Consider the following 19,205-nt stretch of genomic DNA (forward strand, 5'->3'; position numbering starts at 1 on the left):
GCCATCGGCCTGTCCCTGATGATCGCCATCGGCCCGGACCGCTTCCGCGAGATGCTCGACGGCTTCCGCATCGTCGACGAGCACTTCCGCACCGCGCCCGCCGAGTCCAACGTCCCGCTGCTGCTCGGCCTGCTGGGCATCTGGTACGGCAACTTCCTCGACGCCCAGTCGCACGCCGTCCTGCCCTACAGCCACTACCTGTCGAAGTTCACCGCCTACCTCCAGCAGCTGGACATGGAGTCCAACGGCAAGTCGGTGCAGCGCGACGGCGAGCCGGTCGACTGGCAGACCGGGCCGGTGGTGTGGGGCACGCCGGGCACCAACGGGCAGCACGCCTACTACCAGCTGATCCACCAGGGCACGAAGCTGATCCCGGCGGACTTCATCGGCTTCGCCGAGCCGGTCGCCGAGCTCGGCGACGAGCTGAAGGCGCAGCACGACCTGCTGATGGCGAACTTCTTCGCGCAGACGCAGGCCCTCGCCTTCGGCAAGACGCCGGACGAGGTCCGCGCGGAGGGCGTGCCGGAGGACCTGGTCGCGCACAAGACGTTCCGGGGCAACCACCCGACGACCACGATCCTGGCGCGCGAACTGACCCCGTCCGTGCTCGGCCAGCTCATCGCCCTCTACGAGCACAAGGTGTTCGTCCAGGGCGCCGTATGGAACATCGACTCCTTCGACCAGTGGGGCGTCGAGCTCGGCAAGGTGCTCGCCAAGCGCGTCGAACCCGCGCTCACCGAAGGCGCCGAGGTGCCGGGGCTGGACGCGTCCAGCAAGGCCCTGGCCGCCACCTACCGCCGGCTGCGCGGGCGCGGGTGACAGCGGCCGGGCGGGCGCGGCCGGCACCGGCGCCGCGGCGCCGGTGAGCGTGCGGCGCGCCCGCTTCCGGTTCCCGTAGACTCCCGGGCGATCACCACGACGGTCGCCCGGGGGAGTGCAACGTGAGCCGAGCACAAGGGAGTTGGACCGGAAGCACGCTGACCGCCCGGTCGTTCCTGAAGCCGCACGGCGTGGCGCGTGCGGTGTTCCATCCGACGTGGATACCGGAGGCGCTCGACCCCACGGTGGAGCGCCTCAAGCGGGTGCGGGTGATCGCCGGTGCGGTCGCGGCCCTCGGCGTCTACACCTACGTCCAGGGCGGCTTCGCCGTCGACGAGATGCTGGACAACGCGGCGACCGCCTCCGCGGTGCTGTTCTTCCTCACGCCCCTGACCGTCGGCGCGATGCTCTTCGTCTGGCGGCGCACCGGCTCGGTGGGGCAACTGCGGGTGCCGCTGGTCAACTCGCTGAAACTGCTGCTGCTGTTCGTCGGCTCGCTCCTGCTGACGCTGCTGCTGTTCAAGCTGGGCGACGCGTTCGGGATCGTCGCGAAGCTGCTGCTGACCCTGGCCGGGCTGTGGACGGCTCTCTTCGTCATGGCGGGGGCGGTCCGGCTCACCGGCAACTTCTTCGGCACCGCCGCCGTGCACCGCTGCCTGCCGCCGCTGCTGGCGACCGTGACGACCTGGCTGATGGCCGTCCCGGACCTCCTCACCGGCAACCTGCACGGCATGAGCCTCACCCTGGGCGTGGTCTTCGTCCTGGGCGCCCCCGTGACGGTCACGGCCATCTCCCTGCTGGAACTGCGCCGGCTGCGGCAGCGGTACGGCATCCGGCTCACGGCCCACCCGGCGACCCTGCCGCCGCTGCCCCCACGACCGCCGCACGCGCCCGGCGGCCCGACGCCGGGCTGGGGCAACCCGTACGCCCCCGGCCACCCGCGGAGCCCCTACTCGCCGGGCCCGCGCAACCCGTACGCCCCCGGCCGACCGCACGACCCGCGGCGTCCGCACGGCGGTTGACCGCACGACCCGCGGCGTCCGCACGGCGGTTGACCGGCGCGGTGGGGCGCGGCGGGCCGCGGCGGGGCCTGGCTCAGGCCACCGCGGCGAGCGTGTCCGCCAGCCGCCGCCGGGCCGCGCGGGAGGCCGGCAACGCGGCGACCGCGACCGCGCCCAGCACGGCGCCGGTACCGAACAGCACCAGCAGCAGCGGCGAGGGCGCCTGCGCGACACCGGCGCCGATGCCGCTCGACCGGCCCTGCCGGTCGATCAGCCAGTGCGCCAGCGGCGCGCCGAGGAGCGTACCGGCGACGACGGCGGCCAGGGCGGTGCAGCCCGTGGCCGTCACGGTGACGGCGGTGATCTGACGCGGTGACAGGCCGATCGCCTTGAGCGCCAGCAGGTCGCGCTCACCCTCCCGCACGGTGCCGCCGATCGCGGTCAGCAGCTCGATCAGGCCGATCAGGGCCAGCACGGCGACCAGCCCGACGACGACCCCGCGCAACGCCGACAGACCGTCGGCCGGGTTGGTCACGGCGTGCACCTCCAGGTGCCCGTGCCCGGCGGCGGTGAGGCGGCTGGCGACCTCGCGCGGGTCGGCGCCGGGGTGCAGCCGTACCTGGTACAGGGAGGGGGCGAGACGGGGGTCGTTCTCGCGGAGGGTGTCGAGGGAGGTGGAGATGACCCGGCCGGCGTTCTCCGGTTCGATGCTGCGGCCGACGATGTGCAGGATCTGCGGCTGGTCGCCCACGGTCATCCGCACCCAGTCGCCGACGTGGACGTCCAGCAGGTCGAGCAGCCCCTGCCCGGCCACCGCCTCGTCGTCGCCGCGCGCGGCGCGGCCCTCGGCCAGCGCGAACGGGTACGGCTCCCGGCGGGTGCCGAGGCCGCGCAGGGCGATCGTCGCGGTCTGGCCCGGGACCAGGGCGGCCACCTCCACGCCCGGGTAGGCGGCGGCGACCTGTGGATCGCGGTCCAGCAGGGCGCGGGCGTCCCGGTCCCCGAGCCCCGCGTCCGCGTGGACGGTGAGCGCGGCGGCGAGGCCGATCCGCTCCGGGCTGCCGTGGATGCGGTCGATGGTGGTCCACGCGCTCATCGCCACCACGATCAGCAGCAGCGGCAGCGCGAGGCGGGCCACCGTCGCCAGCGAGCGCGGACGGCGCGTGAACGCCTTGTGCCAGCCCAGGACCAGCGCCGGCGGCAGCCGCAGCCCGAGCGCCCGGCGGGCCGCGCCCGACAGCCGCCCGCCTGCTGCGGCGGGCCGGGGCACCGGGACCGGCGGCACCCGCCCCGCCCGCCACGCCGCGAGCCCGGTGGTCGCGCCGATGAACAGCACCGCCCCCGCCGGCACCGCGAACAGCAGGGCGGTGTGCCCCGGCAGCCCCTGCCACACCCCCACCGCGTCCCCGAGCCGCCCCGGGACACGGCTGCCCAGAGCCTGGGTGAGCGCGGCCGCGGCCGCCGCGCCGAGGAGGGCGTAGGCGACGTGCTGGAGCAGGAAGACGCGGACGACCTGGCCCGGAGTGAAGCCGATCGCCTTGAGCACCGAGATGTCCCGCAGGTGGCCGTGGATGCGGGTGGCGATCGCCCCGTGCACGGCGAGCCCGGCGGCGACCAGCGCGCCCAGGCCGAACAGCGCCAGCACCTGTCCCAGCAGCCGGCTGTCGCCCTGCGCCTCGGCGCGTGCCTGCTGCCAGGTGGACACCTCGCCGATGGCGCCGGCGCCGAGGACGGTGACGGCGCGCTGGACGGCGTAGTCCGTGTCGCCGGGGTCGGTCAGGCGCAGCCCGATGACCTGGCCGGTCGGGGCGCGCACGGCGGAGGGCGGCGCCCAGACGAGGCCGGGCTGCTCACCCGGCCGGTAGCGCGGCTCGGCGCTGTCGGCCACCCCCAGCACGGTCAGCGTCCGCGCGGTGCCGGGCAGGGTGAGGGTGTCGCCGGGGCCGGCCAGCAGGGCACGGGCGAGGCGGGTCTCCAGGACCACGCCGTCGGGCTGGGCGGGCCGCAGCCAGCGGCCGGAGACGAGCAGGGGGCGGCCGACGGCGGGGCGTGCCGGGGTGGCGCGCAGTTCGACGGAGGCGCGGGCGCCGCGCGAGGCGAGGGTGGCGGACTCGGTGGTGTACGGGCCGGCGACGGACTCGACGCCGTCCAGGCGGGCCAGTTCGCGCAGCGCTGCGGACTCGCCGGTGTGGATCCACACATGCGCGCCGCGCGCCTGCGTGAAGACGCGCTGCCAGGGGTTGGTGGCGTACCCGAACAGGGCCGTGGCCAGCAGCAGGGACGTCACGATCCCGGCGGTGGCGAGGACGAGGAACAGTGCCTCGCCGCGGTGCGTGCGCAGATCGGAGTGCGCCCAGCGCAGTGTGGCTCGCACGCGGCCTCAGCCCCTTCGCCGGTCGTCGTCGGCCCGCATGTCAGTCCCTGAGCTCCAGCACGCCGGAGATGCCGGTGCCGGGGGCGGGCGTCCCGTCCAGTTCGGCGTCGTCGGCTATCCGCCCGTCGAAGAAGCTGATCACGCGGTCCGCGGCGCTCGCCAGCCGGGCGTCATGGGTGACCAGCACGATCGTCTGGCCGCGCTGGTGGAAGCGGGACAGCAGCCGCATCACCTCGCGGGTGCCCCTGCTGTCCAGGCTGCCGGCGGGCTCGTCGGCGAGCAGCAGCGGCGGACGGTTGACGAGCGCCCGGGCCAGCGCGACCCGCTGCTGCTCGCCGCCGGACAGCTCGCCCGGCATGCTGCGCTCCTTGCCGGCGAGTCCCAGTTCGGCCAGCAGTTCCTCCCGCGCGGCGCGCGCCTGCTTCGGCGGGACGCCGGCCAGCAGGGCCGGCAGTTCCACGTTGTCGGCGACCGACAGGCCGGAGACCAGGTTGAAGAACTGGAAGACGATCCCGATGCGCCTCCGGCGCTCCACGGCCCAGCGCGCCTCGCTGTAGGCGTCCGTGCACTCGCCGTCCAGCCAGATGCTGCCGCTGTCCGGGCGCTGGAGTCCGCCGAGCAGGTGCAGCAGCGTGGACTTGCCCGCACCGGACGGGCCGGTGACCGCCACGAACTCGCCCCGGCGCACGCGCAGGTCGACCCCGCGCACCGCGTGTGCGGGCGCGCCCTCGCCGTGATGCGTCTTCACCAGCCCCTCGGCGCGCAGCACGGGAGCGGGACCGTCGTTCATTCCAGCTCCTCCAGCTCCTCCTGGCACCGCTCCAGCCAGTCGAGGTCGGCCTGCAGGTGCAGCATCGCGCCCTCGATCAGGAGGTGGGCGATGCGGTTGTCCCGGTCTTCCGCGGCGGCCAGTTTCGACAGTCGGCGCATGGTGTTCAGGTACTGGCGCCGCTGCTTGTTGATCAGGGCGACCTGGTCGGCGAGTCCGGTCCGCGGGGCGAGCGCCAGCTTCATGAAGAACTCGTCCCGCACCCGCGGCTCGTCCTCGGGCTCCTCGAACCAGGCGCGCAGCGCTTCCCGCCCGGTGTCGGTGAGGTGGTAGACCTTCTTGTTGGGCCGGCTCGACTGCTCGACGTCCTCGCCCTCGATCAGTCCCTGCTTCTCGAGGCGGCCGAGGGTGACGTAGATCTGGCCGACGTTCGGCTGAGGGTACGCGGAGCCCAGCATCTGCTCAAGGTCCTGCTTGAGCTCGTAACCATGGGCCGGACCACGCGCCAGGAGTGCCAGGAGGTGCAGGCGCACGTGTGCTGTCCTCCTGTCCTGGTGAATGTGGGCCAGGCTCTAGTATCGCGCATACCTAACAGGTATACATGGCCTCTGACTGCGGGCGAGGGCGGCCGGAGCCGGGTGTGCAAGGAGGAACCTATGCGGTGGGCGCGTGCCGCGGGTAGGGGCCTCCTCGTTCTCGTCGTGGTCGTGGCCGGTTACGCCGCCGGGGGCGCGCGGGCCGGCGAGGAGAGCGCGGGCCGCGGGCCCCTGACGTTCGCCACCGCCGGGGACCTCACCGGGTATCTCGGTCCCCTCCTGGAGGGCTGGAACCGCACCCACCCCGGCGAGAAGGTCACGCTCGTCGAGCTTCCGGACTCCGCCGACGAGACGCACGCGCAGATGGCCACCGACCTGCGCGGCGGCGGCCGCAGCCGGTTCGACGTCCTCAACATCGACGTCAACTGGACCCCGGAGTTCGCGGCCGCCGGCTGGATCCGCCCGCTGCCGCGCGACCGCTTCCCGCTGAAGACCTTCCTGCGGCCGGTGCAGGACACGGCGACCTACGACGGGCAGCTGTACGCCGTCCCGTACGTCACCAACGCCGGCCTGCTGCTGTACCGCAAGGACGTCCTCGCCGCGGAGGGCGTCCCGCCGCCGCGCACCTGGGCCGAGCTGGAGCACGACGCGAAGACCATCGCGCCGCGGCACGGCCTCGACGGCTACGCGGGCCAGTTCCTGCCGTACGAGGGGCTCACCGTCAACGCGGCCGAGGCCGTCTACTCGGCGGGCGGCACCATCCTCGGCGACGAGGGCGCACGCGTCACGGTGGACTCGGCGGCGGCCCGCGAGGGGATCGGGTTCCTGGCCCGCGGCGTCCGCGAGGGCTGGATACCGAAAGAGGCGCTCACGTACAAGGAGGAGGAGTCCAAGCAGGCGTTCCAGGACGGCCGGCTGCTCTTCCTGCGCAACTGGCCCTACGCGTACGTCGTCGCGTCGGCCGCCGGCTCGCCGGTCGCCGGGAAGGTCGGCGCCGTGCCGCTGCCCGGGCCGGACGGGCCGGGGGCCGGCGTCCTCGGCGGCTCCAACCTCGCCGTCAGCACGCATGCCCGCCACCCCGACTCGGCCGCCCGGCTGATCGCGTACCTCACCAGCGAGCCCGTCCAGCGCCAGGTCCTCACCCGCGGCGCCCTGCCGCCGGTGCGCGCCGCGCTGTACGAGGACCCCGGACTGGTGCGGCGGTTCCCGTACCTGCCGACCCTGCGGGAGAGCGTGCTCGCCGCCAAGGCCCGCCCCAAGAGCCCGCGCTACGACCAGGTGAGCCTGGTGGTGCAGGCCGTCGTGCACGACGCGATGACCGGGCACATGACGCCCGAGGCCGCGGTGCGACGGCTGGCGCGCGAACTCGCCGCCATCCGCGATCGCTAGATACTTGTTAAGTATCGAACCCGATTTTCTTGCGGCCCTTCTGGTCTGATTTATGCCCATATGCAGGGCTGACTCTTCGGTAGCTTACGACTTTTCGTTGACATCGCTGCGGCATCGCTACCTAACATGCATGCATAACGACTACCCCTCCCCCTCCGCAGAGACAGGCCAATGGGTTGAACAGGCATCGTTGGTGGCGTGACGCGGTGATCTACCAGGTGTACGTCCGCAGCTTCCTGGACAGCACCGGCGACGGCGTCGGCGACCTGGCCGGCGTCCGGGCCGGACTGCCGTACCTGAAGAAGCTCGGTGTCGACGGGATCTGGCTGAGCCCCTTCTATCCCTCCCCGCAGCACGACCACGGCTACGACGTGGCCGACTACTGCGACGTCGACCCGGTCTTCGGCGACCTCGCCGAGTTCGACCGGCTGGTGGCGGCCGCCCGGCGGCTCGGCGTCAAGGTGCTGCTGGACATCGTCCCCAACCACTGCTCCAGCGAGCACCCCTGGTTCCGCGAGGCGCTCGCCTCGCCGCCCGGCAGCCGGGCCCGCGCACGGTTCCACTTCGCCGACGGCCGCGGCCCGGACGGCGCCGAGCCGCCCAACAACTGGCACGCCATGTTCGGCGGCCCGGCCTGGACCCGGGTGACCGAGGCGGACGGCCGCCCCGGGCAGTGGTACCTGCACATGTTCACGCCCGAGCAGCCCGACTGGAACTGGCGCCACCCCCACGTCCCCGCCGAGTTCGACCGGGTTCTGCGCTTCTGGCTGGACCGGGGCGTCGACGGCTTCCGCATCGACGTGGCCGCCGGCCTCTTCAAGCACCCCGAGCTGCCCGACTCCCCGGACCCCGAGGCCGACGCCCGCACCCGCGACTCGGTCAACCCGCTCGCCTGGAACCAGCCCGAGGTGCACGGCGTGTGGCGCCGCTGGCGGTCACTGTGCGAGGAGTACGCGGCACGGGACGGCAGCGAGCGGCTGCTGGTCGGCGAGGTCTCCGTGCCGACCGCGCGCGAACACGCGCGGTACGTCCGCGCGGACGAGCTGCACCAGGCGTTCTTCTTCGACCTGCTCAGCGCCCCCTGGGACGCCGACGCCTTCCGCAAGGTCATCGCCGAGGCCATGCGGGACATCGCCGGCACCGGCTCCACGGTCACCTGGGTCCTCAACAACCACGACCAGGTCCGCACCGTCACCCGCTACGGCGAACCCACCCCGCAGGGCAGCGGCCTCGGCGCCGCACGCGCCCGCGCCGCCGCGCTGCTGATGCTGGCGCTGCCCGGCGCCGCGTACGTCTACCAGGGCGAGGAGCTGGGCCTGCCGGAGGTCGTCGACCTGCCGGACGACGTGCTCACCGACCCGATCTTCCGCCGCACCGGCAGCCGCGCCCGGGTACGCGACGGCTGCCGGGTGCCGCTGCCGTGGTCCGGGCAGGCATCGCCGTTCGGCTTCACCTCCGGCGCCGAGGACGCGCGGCCCTGGCTGCCGCAGCCGGAGTACTTCGCCGAGTACGCCACCGACCGCGCCCTCGCCGACACCCGCTCCTTCTGGCACCTGTACCGCGACGGCCTGCACCTGCGGTCACGGCTGCCGCAGTTGGGCGAGGGCACGCTGCGCTGGCTGGACAGTCCGCCCGGCGTCCTCGCCTTCGGCCGTGGCGACGGCCTCGTCTGCGCCGTCAACTTCGGCACGGCGCCCACCCCCGCGCCGGTCCCCGGCACCCCCCTGCTGTCCAGCAGCCCCTGTCCGGCCGGCGTGCTGTCCGGCTCGACAGCGGCCTGGTGGCTCGGCGACCTCTGACCCACCGTCACCACTCCACCCACGAAGGAACATCGATGATGATGCGACGACGTACCACCCTGCTCACGAGCTGCACCGCCCTCGCCCTGGCGCTCGGCGCGACCGCCTGCGGAGGCGGCGGACCGGTCTCGGCGGGCGGCGGGGACAAGGCGCTCAGCGGCCAGACGGTCACCGTGGCCGGCGTCTGGTCCGGCAACGAGCAGAAGAACTTCCAGAAGGTGCTGGACGCGTTCAGCGAGAAGACCGGCGCCAAGACCCAGTTCGTGTCCACCGGGGACAACGTCTCCACCGTCGTCGGCAGCAAGATCGAGGGCGGCAACGCCCCGGACGTGGTGATGGTCCCGCAGCTCGGCGTGGTCCAGCAGTTCGCGAAGGAGGGCTGGCTCAGGCCGCTGTCCGCCACCACCGAGAAGGCGGTCGACGCGGGCTACGCCCCGATCTGGAAGGAGTACGGCAGCGTGGACGGCCGCCTCTACGGCCTGTACTTCAAGGCCGCCCACAAGTCGACGGTCTGGTACAGCCCCGACGCCCTCGCCCAGGCCGGCGTCGAGCCGCCGACCACCTTCGAAGGGATGCTCAAGGCCGGGCACACCGTCTCCGACTCGGGTCTCGCCGCCTTCTCGGTCGCCGGGCAGGACGGCTGGACCCTCACCGACTGGTTCGAGAACGTCTACCTCTCCCAGGCCGGACCGGAGAAGTACGACGCCCTCGCCGCGCACGAGCTGAAGTGGACCGACCCCTCGGTCGTCGAGGCGCTCGGTACGCTCGGCAAGCTCTTCAAGGACAAGCAGCTGGTGGCGGGCGGGCAGAAGGAGGCCCTCAACACCGACTTCCCCGGCTCGGTGGAGAAGGTCTTCGGCCCCGAGCCCGACGCCGGCATGGTCTACGAGGGCGACTTCGTCGCCGGCGTGGCCAAGGACCAGTTCGGCAAGGCGATCGGCGAGGACGCCGACTTCTTCCCCTTCCCGGCCGTCGGCGGCGGCAAGGCCCCGGTGGTCAGCGGCGGCGACGCGGCCGTCGTCCTGAAGGACGGCAAGAACGCCGACGCCGGCATGAAGCTCCTGGAGTACCTGGCCACCCCCGAGGCCGCGGCCGTGTGGGCGAAGGCGGGCGGCTTCCTCTCCCCGAACAAGAAGCTCGACCTCGCCGAGTACGGCGACGACGTCACGCGCGCCACCGCCAAGTCCCTGGTCGCGGCCGGTGACTCGGTCCGCTTCGACATGTCCGACCAGGCGCCCGCCGCCTTCGGCGGCACCAAGGGCGCCGGCGAGTGGAAGCTGCTGCAGGACTTCCTGCGCGACCCGTCGGACCCGAAGGGGACCGCGGCGAAGCTGGAAGCCGCGGCGGCCAAGGCCTACCGGGACTGACCCGCCATGACCGCGACCCTGGTGAAAGAGACCGCGAGTCCGCGGCCGCCCGCCGCCCGCGCCGAGCGCGTCCGGCGCGCACGGCGGCGGGCCCGCGCCGTCGCCCTGCTGTTCGCCTTCCCGGCGCTGCTCCTGCTGGGCGCGCTCGTCGTCTACCCGGTGCTGTTCTCGGTCGGCCGCAGCTTCTTCGACGCCTCCGGCACCCGCTTCGTCGGCGGCGAGAACTACACCGAGATGTTCCGCGACCCGGCGACCCTCAAAGCCGTACGGAACACGGCCGTCTGGGTCGTCGTGGCCCCGGCCCTGCTGACCGGCCTCGGCCTGATCCTCGCGGTGCTGGTGGAGAAGGTCCGCTGGGCCACCGCCTTCAAACTGCTGCTGTTCATGCCGATGGCCGTGTCCTTCCTCGCCGCCGGCATCATCTTCCGCCTCGCCTACGACGAGGACCCGGACAAGGGCGTGCTGAACGCGGCCGTGGTCTCCGTGCACGACGCCTTCACCGGCACGTCGTCCTACCCGACGGCGCGGGCGCGTGAGGGCCAGGGGCTGACCAAGGAGGCGGACGGCTCCTACCGGACGAGCGCGAGCGTCTCGCCGGGGGACACGGTGACGCTGGGCCTCGTCGGGGTACGCCCCGCCGACGTCCCCGGCGGGGCGCGGCCCGCGTACCCGGCGGCCGGGCGCCAGGCAGCACCCGGCGACCTGCGCGGCGTCGTCTACCTGGACTTCACGCCCGGCGGGGGAGGGGAACAGGGCAAGGTCGACCGGCGCGAGAGCGGGCTGCCGGGGATGCGGGTCGACGCGGTGCGCGACGGCAGGACGGTCGCGTCGGCGACCACCGCCTCCGACGGATCCTTCCGCTTCGCGGGCCTGGACGAGGGCCCGTACGCCGTGCGGCTGCCCGCCGCCAACTTCGCGCCGCCCTACGACGGAGTGTCCTGGCTCGGCCCGGCGCTCGTCACGCCGGCGATCATCGGGGCTTACCTGTGGATCTGGACCGGGTTCGCGATGGTGCTGATCGGCGCGGGCCTCGCGACGCTGCCGAGGGACGCGCTGGAGGCGGCCCGGATGGACGGCGCGAACGAGTGGCAGATCTTCCGGCGCATCACGGTGCCGCTGCTGGCGCCCGTGCTGACGGTCGTCTTCGTGACCCTCGTCATCAACGTGATGAAGGTCTTCGACCTCGTCTACGTCATCGCGCCCGGGCCGGTGCAGGAGGACGCGACCGTGCTCGCCACCCAGATGTGGCTGGTGTCCTTCGGCGGCGGCAACGACCAGGGGCTGGGCAGCGCGCTGGGCGTCCTGCTGCTGCTCCTGGTGATCCCCGCCATGGTCTTCAACGTCCGCCGCTTCCGAAGGAGCCAGCGATGAACGCCCTGCGGCGCTCTGTGAGCAACGGCCTCGTGCAGGCCTTCCTGGTGCTGATCGGCCTGGTCTGGCTGACCCCGCTGGCCGGCCTGTTCCTCTCCTCCCTGCGCTCGGCCCGGGACACCGCGAAGGGCGGCTGGTGGACGGCCCTGGCGAGCCCCGGTGAGCTGTCCTTCGACAACTACACGGCGCTGCTGAAGAACGCGGGGATCACCCAGGCGTTCTGGAACACCGTGCTGATCTCGGTGCCGACGACGGTGCTCGTCGTCGGCATCGCGGCCCTCGCCGGATACGCCTTCGCCTGGCTGGACTTCCCGCTGCGGGATCCGCTCTTCCTGCTGGTGGTGGCCCTGTTGGTGGTGCCGGTGCAGATCGGACTGCTGCCGGTCGCCAAACTCTTCGGCGAGCTGGGCCTGTTCGGCACCATCCCGGGAGTCGTCCTCTTCCACGTGGCCTACGGGCTGCCGTTCGCGGTGTTCCTGCTGCGCAACTACTTCGCCGAGATGCCGAAGGAGATGCTGGAGGCGGCCCGGATGGACGGCGGCGGCGAATGGCGCATCTTCACCCGCCTGGTGCTGCCCGTGGGCCGGCCGGCGCTCGCGAGCCTGGCCATCTTCCAGTTCCTGTGGGTGTGGAACGACATGCTGGTGGCGCTGCTGTTCGCGGACAGCTCCTCGCAGCCGCTGACGGTGGAACTCCAGTCCCAGATACGGCAGTTCGGCAGCAACATCGACGTCCTGGCGCCAGGCGCGTTCGTGTCCCTGGTGGTCCCGGTGGTGGTGTTCTTCGCCTTCCAGCGGCACTTCGTGCAGGGCGTGATGGCCGGGTCGGTGAAATGAGACGGGGTGCGGCGAGGACATCCTCACCGCACCCCGTCCGGGTACGTCCGCCGGTAGGTCCGCTCTCAGGCGAGCGCCGGCGGGTACAGCGACCGCGGCAGCTGGGAGGCCGCCGCGGCGTCCAGCAGCCACAGGGTGCGGGCACGGCCGCGGGCGCCCGCCGCCGGGGCCTGGATCTCGCCCGCGCCGGACAGGGCCATCGCCGCGGCCTCTGCCTTGTCCTCACCCGCCGCGAGCAGCCACACCTCGCGGGCGGAGCGGATCGCCGGGAGCGTCAGCGTCACCCGGGTCGGCGGCGGCTTCGGCGCGCCGTGGACGCCGACCACCGTGCGCTCCGTCTCCCGTACCGCGGGGAGTTCGGGGAACAGCGAGGCCACGTGGGTGTCCGGGCCGACGCCCAGCATCAGCACGTCGAAGGCGGGCACCGGCGCGTGGTTCTCGGGGGCCGCCGCCCGGGCCAGCTCCTCGGCGTACGCGGCCGCGGCGGCGTCCACGTCGGTGCCGCAGGGGCCGTCCGAGGCCGGCATGGCGTGCACCCGCTTCGGGTCCAGCGGCACCGCGTCCAGCAGGGCCTCGCGGGCCTGCGTGACGTTGCGCTCCGGATCGCCCTCCGGCAGGAAGCGCTCGTCCCCCCACCACAGGTCCAGCCGGCTCCAGTCGACGGCGTCCCGGGCGGGCTCGGCCGCGAGGGCGGCCAGCAGTCCGTTGCCGTTGCGGCCGCCGGTCAGGACCACGGACGCGTAGCCCCGGGAGGCCTGCGCGTCGACGATCTTCGTGACCAGGCGGGCCGCGGCGGCCTGCGCCATCAGTTCCTTGTCGCGGTGCACGACCAGCTGCGGAGCGCTCACTTCACCGCCGCCCTGGTCACCGGTGCCTGCGCCGCCGCTTCCTTCGCGGGACCTTTCGCGGCGTCCTCGACGGGGGTCCCGACGGCGACCGGTTCTCCTTTGGCCGGCCGGCCGGCACCGGAGTCGGCGGCGGCCGAGTCCCCGGCGTTACCGGCGTCCTCGGCGTTACCGGCGTTACCGGCGCCCTTGGGGTCCCCGGCGCCGGAGCGCCCGGCATCCGTCCCAGGCGCGTCCGGGGCGAACGCCGCCGTCGCGGCCGCCACCGCGTTCAGCCGCTCCACCCCGTACCGCAGCGCCGACGCGTAGGTGTCGTCCGGGTCGAGCCGGCGCAGCTCCTCCGCGATCAGCTCGGCCGTGTCGCGGCGCTTCAGCGCCACCGCACGGTCCGGCTGGCCCTGTATGGACAGCGTCGCGAGCGAGCCGTCGGCCCGGTCCAGGACGATCGGACCGCAGTCGGTGGACATGCGGACCGCCGTCAGCCCCGGCCCGCTCGACAGCGAGCGCCGGACCGGGACGTCCAGCCGGTCCGCGAGCCACATCGCCAGCAGCTCGCAGCTCGGGTTGAACTCCTCGCCCTCCACCTCGACCGCCTTCACCTCGCAGGTGACCTGGTCCAGGGCCGCCGCCAGCATCGAACGCCACGGCGTGATGCGGGTCCACGACAGGTCCGTGTCACCGGGGGTGTAGGTGTCGGCGCGGGCGGCCAGCTCGCTCACCGGCTGCTCCGCGGCGTAGGTGTCCGTCACCCGGCGCTGGGCCAGCGCGCCCAGCGGGTCGTTCGCCGGGTCGAGCGGCGCGTTCACCGGCCACCACACCACCACCGGGGCGTCCGGCAGCAGCAGCGGCAGCACCACCGACTGGGCGTGGTCGACGACCTCGCCGTACAGCCGCAGGATGACCGTCTCGCCGGTGCCCGCGTCCGCGCCCACCCGCACCTCGGCGTCCAGCCGGGACGACGTGCGGTCGCGGGGTGTGCGCGAGACGCGCTTGATGACCACCAGGGTGCGCGAGGGGTGCTCGTGCGAGGCGTCGCCGGCCGCCTTCAGGGCGTCGTAGGCGTTCTCCTCGTCCGTGACGATGACCAGCGTGAGCACCATGCCGACGGCGGGTGTGCCGATGGCCCGGCGGCCCTGCACCAGCGCCTTGTTGATCTTGCTGGCCGTGGTGTCCGTGAGGTCTGTCTTCATGGCCGGCGCCAGCTCCGTCCCTCTCGTGCGAGCATTTCGTCCGCCTCGACGGGCCCCCACGTCCCCGACGGGTACTGGGCCGGCTTGCCGTGCGTGTCCCAGTACCGCTCGATCGGGTCGAGGATCTTCCAGGACAGCTCGACCTCCTCGGTGCGCGGGAAGAGGTTCGAGTCGCCCAGCAGCACGTCCAGGATCAGCCGCTCGTACGCCTCCGGGCTGGACTCGGTGAACGACTCGCCGTAGGCGAAGTCCATCGACACGTCCCGGATCTCCATCGACGTGCCCGGCACCTTCGAGCCGAAGCGGACGGTGACGCCCTCGTCCGGCTGGACGCGGATGACGATCGCGTTCTGGCCCAGCTCCTCCGTCGCCGTGGTGTCGAACGGGGAGTGCGGCGCCCGCTGGAAGACCACCGCGATCTCGGTGACCCGGCGGCCCAGCCGCTTGCCGGTGCGCAGGTAGAAGGGGACACCCGCCCAGCGGCGGTTGTCGATGTTCAGCCGCAGGGCCGCGTAGGTGTCGGTCTTCGACTGCGGGTCGATGCCCTCCTCCTGGAGGTACCCGACCGCCTTCTCACCGCCCTGCCAGCCGGCCGCGTACTGCCCGCGCACGGTGTCGCGGCCCAGGTCCTTCGGCAGCCGCACCGCACCGAGCACCTTGGTCTTCTCCGCGGCCAGCGCGTCCGCGTCGAAGGAGGCGGGCTCCTCCATGGCGGTCAGGGCCATCAGCTGCAACAGGTGGTTCTGGATGACGTCACGGGCCGCGCCGATGCCGTCGTAGTAGCCGGCCCGGCCGCCGATGCCGATGTCCTCGGCCATGGTGATCTGCACGTGGTCCACGAAGGACCGGTTCCAGATCGGCTCGAACATGGTGTTGGCGAAGCGCAGCGCCAGGATGTTCTGGACGGTCTCCTTGCCCAGGTAGTGGTCGATGCGGAACACCTGGTCGGGCGCGAAGACCTCGTGCACGACCTGGTTGAGCTCCTTGGCGGACTCCAGGTCGTGGCCGAAGGGCTTCTCGATGACCGCCCGCCGCCACGAGCCGTTCTCCTGGTCGGCCAGACCGTGCTTCTTCAGCTGCTGGATGACCACCGGGAACGACCGCGGCGGCACCGACAGGTAGAACGCGAAGTTGCCGCCCGTGCCCTGCGCCTTGTCGAGCTCGTCGATGGTGGCACGCAGCCGCTCGAACGCGTCGTCGTCGTCGAAGGTGCCCTGGACGAAGCGCATCCCCTGGATGAGCTGCTGCCAGACCTCCTCGCGGAACGGCGTCCGCGCGTGCTCCTTGACGGCGTCGTGGACCTCCTGCGCGAAGTCCTCGTGCTGCCACTCCCGGCGCGCGAAGCCGACCAGCGAGAAGCCGGGCGGCAGCAGACCCCGGTTGGCGAGGTCGTACACGGCCGGCATGAGCTTCTTCCGCGACAGATCGCCCGTGACGCCGAAGATGACCAGACCCGACGGCCCCGCGATGCGCGGGAGCCGTCGGTCTGCGGGGTCACGAAGCGGGTTCGCTCCGTGTACAGGTGTCAAGATCTCAGCCCTCCGCGGGGGCGAGGCGCTCCAGCTCCGCCTCGGTGGACTTGAGCAGGTCGTTCCAGGACGCCTCGAACTTCTCGACGCCCTCGTCCTCCAGGACCTGGACCACGTCGTCGTAGGAGATGCCGAGCTTCTCCACCGCGTCGAGGTCGGCGCGGGCCTGCTCGTAGGTGCCGGCGACGGTGTCGCCGGTGATCTCGCCGTGGTCCTCGGTGGCCAGCAGCGTGGCCTCCGGCATGGTGTTCACCGTGTTCGGCGCCACCAGGTCGACGACGTACAGGGTGTCCTTGTACGCCGGGTCCTTCACGCCCGTCGACGCCCACAGCGGACGCTGCTTGTGGGCGCCCGCGTTCTCCAGCGGCTGCCAGCGGTCGGAGGCGAAGACCTCCTCGTACGCCTGGTAGGCCAGCCGCGCGTTGGCGAGCGCCGACCGGCCGCGCAGCGCCTTGGCCTCGTCGGTGCCCAGGGCGTCGAGCCGCTTGTCGATCTCGGTGTCCACGCGGGAGACGAAGAAGGACGCCACGGACCGGATCCGCGACAGGTCCAGGCCGCGCTCCCTGGCCTTCTCCAGGCCCGCCAGGTAGGCGTCCATGACCTTGCGGTACCGCTCCAGCGAGAAGATCAGCGTGACGTTGACGCTGATGCCGAGGCCGATGACCTCGGTGATCGCCGGCAGGCCCGCCTCGGTGGCCGGGATCTTGATGAGGGTGTTGGGCCGGTCCACCAGCCAGGCCAGCTGCTTGGCCTCGGCGATCGTCGCCCGGGTGTCGTGCGCCAGTCGCGGGTCGACCTCGATGGAGACCCGGCCGTCCTGGCCGTCGGTGGCGTCGAAGACCGGCCGCAGGATGTCGGCGGCGTCCCGGACGTCCGCCGTGGTGATCATGCGGATGGCCTCTTCGACGGTGACCTTGCGGGCGGCGAGGTCCGACAGCTGCTGGTCGTAGCCGTCGCCCTCGGAGATCGCCTTCTGGAAGATCGTCGGATTGGTGGTGACGCCCACGACGTGCTGCTGGTCGATCAACTCGGCGAGGTTGCCGGACGTGATCCGCTTGCGCGACAGGTCGTCCAGCCAGATCGCCACGCCTTCCTCGGAGAGGCGCTTGAGTGCGTCTGTCATGGAATACATCTCCTACGTGTCGTATGTGAGCGTCAGCGCTGGGCGGCGGCGATGGATTCCCGCGCCTGGGCAGTCACGTTCTCGGCGGTGAAACCGAACTCGCGGAAGAGGACCTTGCCGTCGGCGGAAGCACCGAAGTGCTCCAGCGAAACGATGCGACCGGCGTCCCCGACGTACTTGTGCCAGGTGAGTCCGATGCCCGCCTCCACCGCGACACGCGCCTTCACGTGCGGCGGCAGAACGCTGTCCCGGTACCCCTGGTCCTGCTCCTCGAACCACTCCACGGACGGCATGGACACGACCCGCGTCGGCACCCCGTCGGCCTGCAGCCGCTCGCGCGCCTCGACGGCGACGTGCACCTCGGAACCGGTGGCGATCAGGATGACCTGCGGCTCGCCCCCGTCGGCCTCGAACATCACGTAGCCGCCGCGGGCCGCGTCCTCGTTCGGCTCGTACGTCGGCACGCCCTGGCGGGTCAGCGCGAGGCCGTGCGGGGCGCCCTTGCCGAACTCCTTGGTGTGGCGCTTGAGGATCTCGCGCCAGGCGATGGCGGTCTCGTTGGCGTCCGCCGGGCGGACGACGTTCAGGCCGGGGATCGCGCGCAGCGACGCCAGGTGCTCGACGGGCTGGTGGGTGGGGCCGTCCTCGCCGAGGCCGATGGAGTCGTGCGTCCACACGTACGTCACCGGCAGGTGCATCAGCGCCGACAGCCGCACCGCGTTGCGCATGTAGTCGGAGAAGACGAGGAAGGTGCCGCCGTAGATCCGGGTGTTGCCGTGCAGCGCGATGCCGTTCATCTCCGCGGCCATGGCGTGCTCGCGGATGCCGAAGTGGATCGTGCGGCCGTACGGGTCGGCCTCCGGCAGCGGGTTGCCCGCCGGCAGGAACGACGACGTCTTGTCGATGGTGGTGTTGTTGGAGCCGGCCAGGTCGGCGGAGCCGCCCCACAGCTCGGGGATCACCGCGCCGAGCGCCTGCAGCACCTTGCCGGACGCGGCACGCGTGGCGACGCCCTTGCCCGTCTCGAAGACCGGGAGCTTCTCCTCCCAGCCCGCGGGCAGCTCGCCCGCCTGGACGCGGTCGAACTCGGCGGCGCGCTCGGGGTTGTGCTCACGCCACAGCTGGAACGACTTCTCCCACTCGGCCTTCGCCGCACGGCCCCGCTCCAGGGCCTGGCGGGTGTGCTTGAGGACCTCGTCGGAGACCTCGAAGCTCTGCTCCGGGTCGAAGCCGAGGACCCGCTTGGTGGCGGCGACCTCGTCGTCGCCGAGCGCCGAGCCGTGCGCGGCCTCGGTGTTCTGGGCGTTCGGGGCCGGCCAGGCGATGATCGAGCGCATCGCGATGAAGGACGGCCGGTCGGTGACCGCCTTGGCCTGCTGGACCGCCTCGTGGATGGCGGCCGGGTCGAGGTCGCCGTTCTCCTGCGGCGCGACGCGCTGCACGTGCCAGCCGTAGGACTCGTACCGCTTGACGGTGTCCTCGGAGACGGCCGTCTCGGTGTCGCCCTCGATCGAGATGTGGTTGTCGTCCCACAGCAGGATCAGGTTGCCGAGCTTCTGGTGGCCGGCCAGCGAGGACGCCTCCGCGGAGATGCCCTCCTGCAGGCAGCCGTCGCCGGCGATGCAGTAGACGTAGTGGTCGAAGGGGGACTCGCCCTGCGGGGTCTCCGGGTCGAACAGGCCGCGCTCGTAGCGGGCGGCCATCGCCATGCCCACCGCGTTGGCGACCCCCTGGCCCAGCGGGCCGGTCGTCGTCTCCACACCCTTGGTGTGCCCGTACTCCGGGTGACCCGGGGTCTTCGAGCCCCAGGTGCGGAACGACTTCAGGTCGTCCAGCTCCAGACCGAAACCGGCCAGGTACAGCTGGGTGTAGAGGGTCAGGGACGAGTGGCCCGCGGACAGCACGAAGCGGTCACGCGCGACCCAGTCCGGGTCGGCCGGGTCGTGCCGCATCACCTTCTGGAAGAGGGTGTAGGCGGCGGGCGCCAGGCTCATCGCCGTACCCGGATGGCCGTTGCCGACCTTCTGTACGGCATCGGCGGCCAGGACGCGGGCGGTGTCGACGGCCCGCTGGTCCAACTCGGTCCACTCGAGGTCTGTGGTGGTCGGCTTGGTGCTCACCCTGGGTCAGGGCTCCTCTCCACATGTCACGCATGTCGATAGCCGGTGCATCGGGCGCCGGCCGTTGTCGAGCCTACCCCCGTAGGTACGTGCGTCTTTTCGAGTCGCTCCAGACTGCCGGGAGTCCATGGCGTCCG

Annotated in this window: 14 protein-coding genes and 1 pseudogene; 7 read left to right on the forward strand and 8 right to left on the reverse strand. The window is 72.4% G+C overall.

The annotated features are described in order from the left end of the window. Together ACH4ZX_RS21855 and ACH4ZX_RS21860 are read left to right on the forward strand one after the other, a co-directional pair. Positions 1-819, forward strand: a pseudogene (locus ACH4ZX_RS21855) (glucose-6-phosphate isomerase); the annotation flags it as partial. Positions 820-941: 122 nt separating this feature from the next. Beyond that, positions 942-1,841, forward strand: a complete 900-nt coding sequence (locus ACH4ZX_RS21860) for a hypothetical protein (RefSeq protein WP_398275125.1) — start codon at positions 942-944, stop codon at positions 1,839-1,841. A 73-nt stretch (positions 1,842-1,914) separates the two neighbouring features. On the opposite strand, the gene ACH4ZX_RS21865 is transcribed toward ACH4ZX_RS21860, so the two are convergent. From ACH4ZX_RS21865 to ACH4ZX_RS21875, 3 genes are read right to left on the reverse strand one after another with little or no spacing between them, the layout of a single operon-like run. After that, positions 1,915-4,194 carry an FtsX-like permease family protein gene (locus ACH4ZX_RS21865; RefSeq protein WP_398275128.1) on the reverse strand — a complete coding sequence of 760 codons (2,280 nt, stop codon included), beginning with the start codon at positions 4,192-4,194 and terminating at the stop codon, positions 1,915-1,917. A 40-nt stretch (positions 4,195-4,234) separates the two neighbouring features. Beyond that, positions 4,235-4,984 (reverse strand): ABC transporter ATP-binding protein, encoded by a 750-nt coding sequence (locus ACH4ZX_RS21870; protein ID WP_398275131.1) that lies wholly within the window; start codon positions 4,982-4,984, stop codon positions 4,235-4,237. Further along, the gene (locus ACH4ZX_RS21875) at positions 4,981-5,496 is read right to left on the reverse strand and encodes a PadR family transcriptional regulator (protein WP_360758937.1); all 516 of its coding nucleotides are present in this window, start codon (positions 5,494-5,496) and stop codon (positions 4,981-4,983) included. Before ACH4ZX_RS21875 ends, ACH4ZX_RS21870 begins: the two co-directional genes overlap by 4 nt. A gap of 123 nt (positions 5,497-5,619) precedes the next feature. Between ACH4ZX_RS21875 and ACH4ZX_RS21880 the strand changes: the two genes are divergently transcribed. From ACH4ZX_RS21880 to ACH4ZX_RS21900, 5 genes are all read left to right on the forward strand, one after another. Continuing rightward, positions 5,620-6,888: an ABC transporter substrate-binding protein gene (locus ACH4ZX_RS21880; protein ID WP_398275135.1), complete on the forward strand. Its 1,269-nt coding sequence runs from the start codon at positions 5,620-5,622 to the stop codon at positions 6,886-6,888. Between the two features lie 176 nt (positions 6,889-7,064). Then, positions 7,065-8,687, forward strand: coding sequence for a glycoside hydrolase family 13 protein (locus ACH4ZX_RS21885; protein ID WP_398275138.1), 1,623 nt, complete (start codon positions 7,065-7,067; stop codon positions 8,685-8,687). 38 nt (positions 8,688-8,725) lie between these two features. Further along, a complete protein-coding gene (locus ACH4ZX_RS21890) occupies positions 8,726-10,054 on the forward strand; it encodes an ABC transporter substrate-binding protein (protein WP_398275494.1) in 1,329 nt (442 codons plus the stop codon). Between the two features lie 6 nt (positions 10,055-10,060). Then, a complete protein-coding gene (locus tag ACH4ZX_RS21895) occupies positions 10,061-11,425 on the forward strand; it encodes an ABC transporter permease subunit (RefSeq protein WP_398275141.1) in 1,365 nt (454 codons plus the stop codon). Further along, positions 11,422-12,261 carry a carbohydrate ABC transporter permease gene (locus tag ACH4ZX_RS21900; protein WP_398275144.1) on the forward strand — a complete coding sequence of 280 codons (840 nt, stop codon included), beginning with the start codon at positions 11,422-11,424 and terminating at the stop codon, positions 12,259-12,261. The genes ACH4ZX_RS21895 and ACH4ZX_RS21900 overlap by 4 nt, the downstream gene beginning before the upstream one ends. 65 nt (positions 12,262-12,326) lie before the next feature. Here ACH4ZX_RS21900 and pgl read toward each other — a convergent pair whose 3' ends face one another. Genes pgl through tkt form a run of 5 tightly spaced genes read right to left on the reverse strand, consistent with a single transcriptional unit; the run spans position 12,327 to position 19,068 of the window. Further along, positions 12,327-13,109, reverse strand: a complete 783-nt coding sequence (gene pgl, locus ACH4ZX_RS21905; protein WP_398275147.1) for a 6-phosphogluconolactonase — start codon at positions 13,107-13,109, stop codon at positions 12,327-12,329. Next, entirely contained in the window at positions 13,106-14,296 is a 1,191-nt protein-coding gene (gene opcA, locus ACH4ZX_RS21910) for a glucose-6-phosphate dehydrogenase assembly protein OpcA (RefSeq protein WP_398275150.1), read from the reverse strand. The genes pgl and opcA overlap by 4 nt, the downstream gene beginning before the upstream one ends. Beyond that, a complete protein-coding gene (zwf, locus tag ACH4ZX_RS21915) occupies positions 14,293-15,825 on the reverse strand; it encodes a glucose-6-phosphate dehydrogenase (protein WP_360758954.1) in 1,533 nt (510 codons plus the stop codon). Before zwf ends, opcA begins: the two co-directional genes overlap by 4 nt. Before the next feature lie 4 nt (positions 15,826-15,829). After that, positions 15,830-16,948 (reverse strand): transaldolase, encoded by a 1,119-nt coding sequence (tal, locus tag ACH4ZX_RS21920; protein ID WP_398275153.1) that lies wholly within the window; start codon positions 16,946-16,948, stop codon positions 15,830-15,832. Between the two features lie 32 nt (positions 16,949-16,980). Beyond that, positions 16,981-19,068 (reverse strand): transketolase, encoded by a 2,088-nt coding sequence (gene tkt, locus ACH4ZX_RS21925; protein WP_398275156.1) that lies wholly within the window; start codon positions 19,066-19,068, stop codon positions 16,981-16,983. Positions 19,069-19,205 lie beyond the last annotated feature (137 nt).

It is taken from the genome of Streptomyces sp. NPDC020490 (assembly GCF_044335305.1).
In the GTDB taxonomy this organism is placed as follows: Bacteria; Actinomycetota; Actinomycetes; order Streptomycetales; family Streptomycetaceae; genus Streptomyces.

Excerpts from the sequence above, each read along its gene's own strand:
- ACH4ZX_RS21870 (WP_398275131.1), bottom strand. The coding sequence starts at position 4,984 with ATGAACGACGGTCCCGCTCCCGTGCTGCGCGCCGAGGGGCTGGTGAAG.
- ACH4ZX_RS21880 (WP_398275135.1), top strand. The coding sequence starts at position 5,620 with ATGCGGTGGGCGCGTGCCGCGGGTAGGGGCCTCCTCGTTCTCGTCGTG.
- ACH4ZX_RS21890 (WP_398275494.1), top strand. The coding sequence starts at position 8,726 with ATGATGCGACGACGTACCACCCTGCTCACGAGCTGCACCGCCCTCGCC.
- ACH4ZX_RS21895 (WP_398275141.1), top strand. The coding sequence starts at position 10,061 with ATGACCGCGACCCTGGTGAAAGAGACCGCGAGTCCGCGGCCGCCCGCC.
- ACH4ZX_RS21900 (WP_398275144.1), top strand. The coding sequence starts at position 11,422 with ATGAACGCCCTGCGGCGCTCTGTGAGCAACGGCCTCGTGCAGGCCTTC.
- opcA (WP_398275150.1), bottom strand. The coding sequence starts at position 14,296 with ATGAAGACAGACCTCACGGACACCACGGCCAGCAAGATCAACAAGGCG.
- tal (WP_398275153.1), bottom strand. The coding sequence starts at position 16,948 with ATGACAGACGCACTCAAGCGCCTCTCCGAGGAAGGCGTGGCGATCTGG.